Genomic DNA, 8,675 nt, shown 5'->3' with positions numbered 1-8,675 from the left:
TGTCGGGGTAAACCCGGCACGGGGGTTCGAATCCCCCTCCCTCCGCCAAATCAATGACTTACAGCCCATCATTCACCGCTATCCGACGGCACCACGAGGGCGCGCTGTGCTCCCGTTTGTGCTACCGCCCGCTCGGAGCCGGTGAGATACCCAAGATAGATCTCCGTCGTCTTCACGCTCGTATGGCCGAGGTGGCGCGACAGGTCGTAGATGTTGCCGCCGCCCTTCAGCCATCGGATCGCAAAGCCGTGACGCAGGTCGTGGACCCGGAAGCGGCGGAAGGGGCGTCGAGCCGCCCTCTCTCGCGCCTCAAGGCGGCGCATCACCTGGCCGACATTGCTGGAGAAATTGGCGTAGGCCCGCCCGCCCACCGAGGGGAAGACGAGCCCGCTGAGCGGCGCCTCGCGCAGAAGCGGCCCCGCGTCCCCTCCGGGGGTCCGCCAGTCGATGGTGCGCGGCCTGCTCGTCTTCGTCACGAGGAGGGTGATCTGGCCGAGCGACCTGTCGATGTCGCCGGCGTCGAGATTGACCGCCTCTCCCTCCCGCATGCCCGTCTGGTCGAGGAGGCGAAGGATGCCGGCCACCGCCGCGGGGGCCTCCGCAAGGACAAGCTCGAACGAGGAGCGGTCCGGCGGGCGGATCGGCGAGCGCCTCTCGCGGATGATGCTCCTGTCGAAGGCGGCGGCGGGGTTGTCCGTCCTCCACCCCCAGGCGACGCAGGCCGACAGGAGACGGGAGAGCGCGGTCAGGTCCCTGCGGATCGTAGCGTTCGTCGCGTGACCGCTGCGGGAGCTGACATAGGCGGCGACAGAGGCCCCGGTGATCGCGTCCATCCGGAGGGATCCGAAGGTCGCATCGAGCTGCGCGATACTGGAGAGGTAGCGCGTCGCTACCGAGGCCTTGACCGCCTCGGGGAGGACCTCTGCGCTCCACTTCACGACGGCCTCCTTGAAGGTTGGTGCGTCCGCGGCCCCGAAGAGGTCGCGCTCAAGCTGCTGGCGCCAGGCCTTGAGGCGGACCTTTGCTTCCCTCGGATCAGCCGTTCGTAGGCTGCGTCGATGGAGCTTGCCGGCGATCTTGATGCGCCCCCAGAGGACGCCCTCTCTCTCATAGAGGTTGCGCGGCATGCGAGGCTCTCCTGCTGCGCGATCCAGTCGCGCAGCTTCACGGGGTCGAAGGTCCAGGAGCCGCCAAGCTTGGCGGCGCCAGGGATTTTACCCGCAGCCGCCATCTCCTGCACCTTGCGAACCGAGAGAGATGTGATCTCGGAGACGGCGGGCGGCCTGATGCGTTCAGCCATCCATCCCCCCATAGAGCGCAGATGCCGCAGGGCACCTCATGACGCAGAGGCCGTCAGACCCCGGCGCGTAGTCGCGGCATATGGCCGGCCGGCCCTCGTAGTCGCCGCACCGCCCCTCCATCGTCAGGCGCGGGCACCACATCCGCCAGTGCCCGTCTGTCGCCCGGAAGAGCGGGAGGAAGGGCAGCCCAAGCTGGACCTCGGTGAGGTTTTCCTCTGGGCGCGAGAAGAAGCCAACGGCGCCCCCCTCCTCCGTCATGGCGCTCGCCACCGAGGCCATGATGGCGAGCACCTCCAGGGCGCTCTCGGCAGATCTGATGCGGGGGTGCGAGATCACGAAGCCGGAGCAGCACCTGCCGGGCGCGACGCAATCCGCGCAGTCCGGCGGCTGCCGCTCGCTACCTCGCATTCGCCAACCCCTCCCATCCAGTCGGTGGCGGCCTGTTGTCGTTCGCGGCCCCGGCCTGGCTAGGCATGAAAGAGCCCCGTCTGCGACCTGACCCAGACCTCCGCCTCTTCGAGAAAGAGGTCGGCGCGACCATCAACGTCATTCCTCACATCGAGGGTCGGCACGCGCGGGATGTCGATGTAGCCGCGGCTGTCGCCGGCGAAGCTCTTGCCGCGCCCGCCTGCGTGAACGCGGACAAGGAGCAGGCGAGAGAGACCGACGCGGCGGAGGATCGGCCTCACCTCGGTGAGGAAGCCGCTGTCGGGCACCGCCACGAGGCGGGTCTCCGGCCCGATACCATCCAGCCACCGGACAAAGAGTTCGCCAAAGAACTCCTCTCCATGCGTTGGCTTGAAGTAGGTCTCGGAGACCGCGATGTAGGCCGCCCTCGGGGAGAGCCCGTGGAACTGCGCCGACGGGACGTCCTTGACGTCGTCGTAGTAATCCGGGTCGTCCCAGGACTCCGGCGGGCAGTCGTAGAGCCGGTGCGTTCGAACCTTCAGCTCATGCGCCATGCGGCGCCGCGTCGCGCCCCCGATCCGTTCGATGAGATGGCTGGCCAGGGTGTCCTTGCCGGCGCGAGGAGGCCCGTTGATCAGAAGGACGACCGTCATGCCGCGACGAGCCCCAGGTTGCGGATGATGCGAATGGCGCCGAGGGTCCAGTCGCGCATGCGGTCCGTGCAGCGGACCGACCCGTTCCACGGCGCATCGTAGGCAATCGCCGCATGCCCGAACCGCATTGCGGTCTCCAGGTGCTTCGGCGCGTCATCCACCACGACGGCGCCCGGCAGGAAGCGCGCATAGATCGGCGCCTTCGGGTCCGAGTGGTCCAGGGGAAACACCCCCTTCAGAGGGAGGTCGCGAAGCTGGTGCTCGCGGTTCGCGAGGATCGCCGGATCCGTTCCGCAGCAGGTCACCGCATAGACATCGCACCCGGCGGCGCGAAGGGCCGCAACCTCCCTGGCCGCGCCGTCCCGAAGCGGCATATCGCGATAGCTGTCGGAGCGCGCGAAAGCGTTGATCTCTGCGAGGATCTCGCCCCATGCCAGGCCGGGATAGGACCCGCACAGATCCCACGACGCGGCGCCACCTGGGTCGCGAATCGCGCCTCGCGCCAGCATCCAGGGGTGGAACCCCCCCGACCAGTCGATGAGGACGTCATCGACGTCGAGGAGGACGACGGGGGCGGGGTGCTCAGCCATGCTGTCCGATCCTTAGGATGGCGGAGGCGATGAGGAGGAGCACTGCACCCTCCATGGCGATGGCGACCGCGATGATCGCGGCGGCTGCGCGCCAGAGGGCGCTCACGCGGGCCTCTTCATCTCGGCATAGGCGCGATCGACGTCGTCCTTGTCGTATCGCGGCATCTTGCCGATGCGAACCGCCGGCACGCCCTCCAGGAATTTCAGCGCGAGAGGGCGGCTCACGCCGAGATACTCCCGAACCGCCCGCACGCTCATGAGCGTCTTGCGCTCGCCAGTCTGCTCGCTCACGGCGCAACTCCAATCCGGAGGGGGACACCAATGCCGCTCGCGACGGCCTCCTCGACGCCTCGCAGGGCCGCGTCGAACACCCTCGCCCCAGCGGCCGGAGCGATGGGGTTCCTGGCGCCCGGTTGCAGGACCATCGTGATGACGTGGGCGGCCTCGCGCTCAAAGACGGGGATCTCGATGCGGAAGAGGACGGCGCGTCCAAGCGCCGCGGCGAGAACGAGGTCATCGGGGCCAGTCACCGCCATGCGGTGAATCGCGCGGACGGCGGCGAGATCTTCGGCCTCCTCGGGGGAGGGGGAGGGGAGGATGTCGATCGCACGCGCCGCGATCTCCCGCGCGAGATCGGAGGTGTTGCGCGCCTCGGAGAACGCGTCATCGGATAGCCACCCCCTCGCCTCCCCGGAGAGGGAGAGCGAGAGACGGGACGCGACCTCGCCACCCATGAGGAGGGCGAAGCCGAGCCCGTTGGCCATCACGAAGTCGCCCTCGGCCGGTCGGAGGGTGTCGCGGGCGTGCTCGATGAAGTCGAGCGATCGACGAAATGTCAGGTATGCCATAGGTCTCCACATATGAACGCGAAAGAGCAAGGTCAACACATAAAAATGTGGATTCCGCGATGGTAATCACACGACCGCGCTGGGGTCAGGCGGCGTCTGCCTCTCGCCGCGCCGCGCCGTGGTCGAGGGTCGCCCGGATCTTCTCCGTTCCGCGCAGGATTGAGTCGAGGGAGACCGTCATCCGCATGGTTCGGTGCTCTCCCTCCTCGGCGTTCATCAGGAGGACGAGATCGGAGAGCGCCTGGTGAATCTCCGACAGGGCGACCGCAATGCGACGGTTACTGAGAGACTCTGCCACGACCAATCTCCATGTATCTCGTTACGGGGCGCAGCCCCAGGGCCGCAATGATGGACGGGCTCGGCATCCTGCGCCCCGTCATCGTGTCGTTCACAACCTTCACGCTGACGCCGCTCGCGCGCGCAAAGGCATGCTGGCCGCCGGCCTCGTCGCATCTGCGGCGCAGGAGGGCGAGAACTGAGGCGAGGTCGAGACCGCCTCCCGAGGTGGCGTCAGCCATGCGCCAGAACCCGGAGCCTCGGCCTCGCGACGCAGAGATGCGTAACCTCCGGCCGGGCGTCGAGCCCCTCTCCGGTGCGCAGGAATGCCTCGCAGGCCCGGCAGGTCTCAAAGAAGCGCGCCGGGGGGATTTCGACCGACCCGAGGGCCATCGAAAGGAGAATGCAGGCGGCAGCCATCACGCCGCCTCCATGAGGGACCGCAGGGATTGCTCGGCGACGCGGCGACGCTCGACCTCTCGGTTGTTCGCCTCCAGAAGCTCCCTCTCGCGATCACCAACATCTTCAGGTGAGCGGAGCGCCGCCACCTCGCTGAGGTGAACCGGCTTCATGATCCCACTCTCATCCAGGGCGAGAGAGAGGAATAGCGGGATGTTGCGCGGCATTGGGTGCTCGCGGCCGATGACCTCGGCCACGGGGTAGACCCCAACGGGCTCGTCGGTCTTGCTGAACGCGCGCCAGATCTCGTCGGAGAATGCCTCGAAGGCCTCGATGTGGAATCCCTCGCCACGAAGCGTGGCGAGCGGCGACCAGTCGAGATCGACGCCGGCCTCCTCCCATCCCTCGCGCCGCATCGCGGCGGCGGGCGTCTCTCCATCCTCGATCCTGCCGCCGACGCCGTTCAGCAGCCCGGCCTGCCAGGAGGGGCGCAACTTGCGGATCATCATGACCGAACGCCGGTCAAGCGAGAGGGCGAAGCCGAGGACATATCGGGCGGTCATCAGAGCGCCTCCCCTGCGGAGGCGACGATGCTGGAGAGCGACCTCACGAAGTCGCCGCCGTTCTGGGTGCGCGAGGCATAGACGATCCGCCGGTCGCACGGGTCGTGGCGGCGCGCGACGAGCCCGCAGGCCGTCAGCCGGTCGAGCGCACGAGAGATCGCGGGTTTCGGGACGCCAAGATCCGCCGACAGCGCCTTCACTGTCTGGGGGATGCGGCTGGTGTAGACGCGCAGGAGCACGGAGATCTGGCGCAGGGTCAGATCAGGAATAGATGGGTTGCGGACGATGCCGAGGGCGGTGCCGAGAAGGCTGTCGATCCCCCGATCTGGTCCCGCGTCGGTAGCGGAGATGGCATTCATGGGGTCATCACATCCTGGTTGCGGCGCGCTCGCTGGCGCGCTGTGTGCGATAGACCTCGATCACCATCGAGGCGGTCTCGCGTTCGGCCTTGAGAGTCTCGAAGGAGACCGTGGCGGATCTGTAGGCGTCGATCGCGTCGCGGTAGCGGTCGGAGGCGTAGGCGTCTCGCTCCTGCGCGGAGGTGCTTCTCTCGTCTGAGAAGGTCATCTCAAGCGACTTGATGTGGCGCAGCATCGCCTCGGCGCGAACCATGTCGCCCCGCGCGACGCCTATCGGCGCGATTGTCCGACGCAGGACCTCCATGGCATCATGCGCCTCCTCCTCGCTCACGATGCGGGCGGCCGCGAGGGCCTCCGCGGCGCCCCCTCGCGGGGGCTGTCGGCCGTCAAGCGGCATTCTGGAACCCCCCGCCGAGAAGTCGGTCGGCAACATCCATGCCGCCGCCCGTCAGTCTCACCGACCGCGCCCCCACGCGCCCGCCCTCGGGGCCAAGATCGATGAGCCCGGCCCCGGACAGTCTCTCCGCCGAGAGGCGTGCGGCGAGAATCGAGGTCCTTGCCGCCATCGCCGCCGCGGAAATGCTGTCCGCGCCGCCGCGGATGGCGCAGAGGATGGAGGCCTCGCGCATCCCGACGGTGACGGAGGACACCTCGATGGCCGATCGCAGGCCGTGGCGCCGGCAGAGTTCTGCGCCCTCCCCAAGGGTCTCGAAATTCTCGATCGAGGTCTGAACCCCGTAGGGAGTGACCTCGCCGAGCATCCAGAGGCCATAAGGCCCCTGGATGAGAACGTGCTCCGCGCCCGACATCAGCCCGCGCCCCCACCGAAGACGGACAGACGGGCGCTGTAGTCGCCAGAGAGCAGCTTGTATCCCGCCTCGGAGTGAGCCCGCACGCGAGCGAGGTGCTCGGCGTGATCATTCCAGGCCTTGTGGAGGTCGTCCTCCGTTGCCGCGACGCGGATCGCGTCACGGACGGCCTGGAAGTCGCGTCGCCGCGCCTCGTCGTCGGGGTTGTCGGATTTCTTCGCGGGAGAGCGCGCGGAGCGATTGGACACGGTCCGTGCGCCGGATGCTGCCCCCTCAGCCCGAGGGGCAGGGGAGGCGTCGGCGTCGCCATCGCCATCGAGGAGCCGCTCGTCACCGATTTCCAGAGCCGGGATCTGGAAGAGACCGACAAGGAAATACTTCCGCGCGGCGGTGTGGCACTTGTTGCGCGCCTTGTCGTCAACGCCGCCCTTCGAATTCAGCGCGACCGCCATGCCGCTCTGAATGAGGGGGCAGCGCCAGACCTCTCCGGAGGCGTGCCCGAGGGCGAAGGCGTAGCTGACGACGAGCGCCTCCTTCATCATCTCGGCGCCGATCTCCGTCTGCAACACGAAAAGGCCCGCCTTCGCCATCGCCGGCTGTAGGTCGCCCATGAGGTCGCCAACCGTCATGAACTTGAAGTTGTGAAACTTGTTCTCGCCGCGCTTCTCGATGCCGCGGACCTCGGCCATCACGGAGACGATCGCCTTCGCGATGGCCGGCGGCATCGGGTCCCAGGGCTGGATAGCGGCCGCAGCCGTCACGCCCGTCATTCCGTCCATCACGCCTCTCCCTCGAATGCCTCGATAACCACGGCGCCGTTCTTCCGGCGCGTCGCCCTGATGCCGTGACCGAAGGCGACCTTCACGTCGGCCTCCAGCATTGCCTTGATGTCGCGCTGCGAACGGTCGAAGATCGTCGCCGCGGGGCGGTGCGTCACCCATGCCTCCGCCGCGACGGCCCAGGAATTCGATCCCGTCATGTCGATGGTCCGGACCGCCTCGACTGCCTCGATGGGGGCCGTCGGCGTGACGGTGACTGGCGGGCGCCCGGATGCGACCGCATCCCAGAAATCTCGCTCCGCCTCGATGAGCTGGGCGAGATACCAGTCGTCTCGCCGCACATCGATGATGTGGTGCTCCTGGGTTCCCCTGAAGACCGAGAGGACGGCGCGGTCTCGCTGCGCGCAGTGCATGTTGTGGTGGAGCTGGGGCATGTAGCGCCCAACAACCTCGTCCATCTTCGAGAAGGCGTTGACGTGCTTCGCCTCCCAGACGGCGTCGGGGGCGTCCTCGATCGTGGTGAGGCCATCGAGGGTCGCGAACATCCACTCAAAGGCGGGCGAGTGGAGGACGACGCCGCGGTCAATCACACGGCGCCCCGTGCTCCGCTCATACCAGGCGGCGTTGAGGGGCTCGGTATAGGAGCCCATCATCACCGGCAGGACGCCAGAGAGGTCCTCGGGCTCCTCCTCTCCGCGCTTCTCGCGCCAGAGCCTCAGGATCGCCTCCGGGTTGCCGGAGTAGATTTTGTTCGCGTCCGACCCCCCAAGGCCACGGCGGCGTCGCGCGATCTGCTCGACCGAGAGGCCGAGCCCCCCCAGCAGATCCCCTGTTTCCGTCATGTGCAGTTCTTCTCCCGGCGAGGTGGTGCGGCGACCTCGCATTCGCCTTCGCAACACATGGATATGTGAAATGCGGATGACAATGGGGGAGAAAGGCATAAAAAACAAAAAACCCCACACACCGCCCGTCTGGGGGTGTGTGGGGTTTTTGTCAGTCGGCGGCCCGGTGGCCGATGCGTCGCCGCGGGGCGGCGCTGGCCGCCTCGGTGTCCGACGCGCGGCTGCTCTCCAGCGCCGCGAGGCGTTCGGAGAGCGCCGCGACGACGGTGTTCATCGCCGCGCTGCGCTCTTCGAGGAGGACGACCCGGCGTTCGATCGACCGGATCAAGGCCTGCATGGAGCCAGCGCCGGAGCGGGCCTCCTCGGAGGCCGCGATTTCAGCGCGAAGGTCTCCGCGAAGCGCCGAGATCCGCGTCGACAGGGTGTCGACCGATCTGCTGATCGAGGCCACGTCGCTCGCGTTGGCGAAGCCGGAGATGCGACTGCCGATCTCGGCTCGGATAATGCTGCCGGCGTCGGCAACTGCCCGTTCGGTCACGGCGCGCTCGATATGGGAGACGTCGATCCCGGCCGACGCGATGCTGGCGGCGGCGATCCGCAGCGACTCCTGGATCTTGTAACTTGCGATGATGTCAGCGACGGCGCCCTCCAGCCTGCGATAGCTTGCCGGGGATGCCGCTTCCAGGGCCGCGAGCCGCGCCTCCACATCTGGGGCCGGACGGGCGTCGAGCGTGTTGGTGGTCATTTGTTTCTTTCTCCTCAAGCGACCACGGTTGGTCGCGACGAGCCGCCGCCCCGCATTGGGGCGGCGGCAGTTTCACGCGCCGCGTTCTGGGTCTGGCGGCGGG

14 protein-coding genes are annotated in these 8,675 nt (G+C 67.7%); all 14 read right to left on the bottom strand.

Annotated elements, in window-relative coordinates:
* Positions 1 to 68 precede the first annotated feature (68 nt).
* Positions 69 to 938 carry a tyrosine-type recombinase/integrase gene (locus tag ACK8OX_RS25015; RefSeq protein WP_430667014.1) on the bottom strand — a complete coding sequence of 290 codons (870 nt, stop codon included), beginning with the start codon at positions 936 to 938 and terminating at the stop codon, positions 69 to 71.
* Positions 935 to 1,300, bottom strand: a complete 366-nt coding sequence (locus ACK8OX_RS25010) for a helix-turn-helix domain-containing protein (RefSeq protein ID WP_430667013.1) — start codon at positions 1,298 to 1,300, stop codon at positions 935 to 937. Before ACK8OX_RS25010 ends, ACK8OX_RS25015 begins: the two co-directional genes overlap by 4 nt.
* 468 nt (positions 1,301 to 1,768) lie before the next feature.
* Complete coding sequence (locus ACK8OX_RS25005; RefSeq protein WP_430667012.1) at positions 1,769 to 2,362, bottom strand: hypothetical protein; 594 nt, start codon at positions 2,360 to 2,362, stop codon at positions 1,769 to 1,771.
* Positions 2,359 to 2,952 (bottom strand): hypothetical protein, encoded by a 594-nt coding sequence (locus ACK8OX_RS25000; protein ID WP_430667011.1) that lies wholly within the window; start codon positions 2,950 to 2,952, stop codon positions 2,359 to 2,361. The genes ACK8OX_RS25005 and ACK8OX_RS25000 overlap by 4 nt, the downstream gene beginning before the upstream one ends.
* Before the next feature lie 102 nt (positions 2,953 to 3,054).
* A complete protein-coding gene (locus tag ACK8OX_RS24995) occupies positions 3,055 to 3,243 on the bottom strand; it encodes a hypothetical protein (RefSeq protein ID WP_430667010.1) in 189 nt (62 codons plus the stop codon).
* Positions 3,240 to 3,800 carry a hypothetical protein gene (locus tag ACK8OX_RS24990; protein ID WP_430667009.1) on the bottom strand — a complete coding sequence of 187 codons (561 nt, stop codon included), beginning with the start codon at positions 3,798 to 3,800 and terminating at the stop codon, positions 3,240 to 3,242. The genes ACK8OX_RS24995 and ACK8OX_RS24990 overlap by 4 nt, the downstream gene beginning before the upstream one ends.
* 85 nt (positions 3,801 to 3,885) lie before the next feature.
* Entirely contained in the window at positions 3,886 to 4,098 is a 213-nt protein-coding gene (locus tag ACK8OX_RS24985; protein WP_430667008.1) for a hypothetical protein, read from the bottom strand.
* Positions 4,099 to 4,495: 397 nt separating this feature from the next.
* Positions 4,496 to 5,038 (bottom strand): NUDIX domain-containing protein, encoded by a 543-nt coding sequence (locus ACK8OX_RS24980; RefSeq protein WP_430667007.1) that lies wholly within the window; start codon positions 5,036 to 5,038, stop codon positions 4,496 to 4,498.
* Entirely contained in the window at positions 5,038 to 5,397 is a 360-nt protein-coding gene (locus ACK8OX_RS24975) for a MarR family transcriptional regulator (RefSeq protein WP_430667006.1), read from the bottom strand. Before ACK8OX_RS24975 ends, ACK8OX_RS24980 begins: the two co-directional genes overlap by 1 nt.
* A 7-nt stretch (positions 5,398 to 5,404) precedes the next feature.
* Complete coding sequence (locus ACK8OX_RS24970) at positions 5,405 to 5,794, bottom strand: hypothetical protein (RefSeq protein WP_430667005.1); 390 nt, start codon at positions 5,792 to 5,794, stop codon at positions 5,405 to 5,407.
* Positions 5,784 to 6,158 carry a hypothetical protein gene (locus tag ACK8OX_RS24965; RefSeq protein ID WP_430667004.1) on the bottom strand — a complete coding sequence of 125 codons (375 nt, stop codon included), beginning with the start codon at positions 6,156 to 6,158 and terminating at the stop codon, positions 5,784 to 5,786. Before ACK8OX_RS24965 ends, ACK8OX_RS24970 begins: the two co-directional genes overlap by 11 nt.
* 47 nt (positions 6,159 to 6,205) lie before the next feature.
* The gene (locus tag ACK8OX_RS24960; protein ID WP_430667003.1) at positions 6,206 to 6,985 is read right to left on the bottom strand and encodes an ERF family protein; all 780 of its coding nucleotides are present in this window, start codon (positions 6,983 to 6,985) and stop codon (positions 6,206 to 6,208) included.
* Positions 6,985 to 7,926 carry a YqaJ viral recombinase family protein gene (locus tag ACK8OX_RS24955; RefSeq protein WP_430667002.1) on the bottom strand — a complete coding sequence of 314 codons (942 nt, stop codon included), beginning with the start codon at positions 7,924 to 7,926 and terminating at the stop codon, positions 6,985 to 6,987. The genes ACK8OX_RS24960 and ACK8OX_RS24955 overlap by 1 nt, the downstream gene beginning before the upstream one ends.
* A gap of 52 nt (positions 7,927 to 7,978) precedes the next feature.
* Positions 7,979 to 8,572, bottom strand: a complete 594-nt coding sequence (locus tag ACK8OX_RS24950; protein ID WP_430667001.1) for a hypothetical protein — start codon at positions 8,570 to 8,572, stop codon at positions 7,979 to 7,981.
* Positions 8,573 to 8,675 lie beyond the last annotated feature (103 nt).

This window comes from Falsiroseomonas sp. CW058 (assembly GCF_050563535.1).
Taxonomy (GTDB): domain Bacteria; phylum Pseudomonadota; class Alphaproteobacteria; order Acetobacterales; family Acetobacteraceae; genus Falsiroseomonas.
Note: the sequence above shows the minus strand (reverse complement) of the source record. Positions and strands in the feature narration are given on the sequence as shown.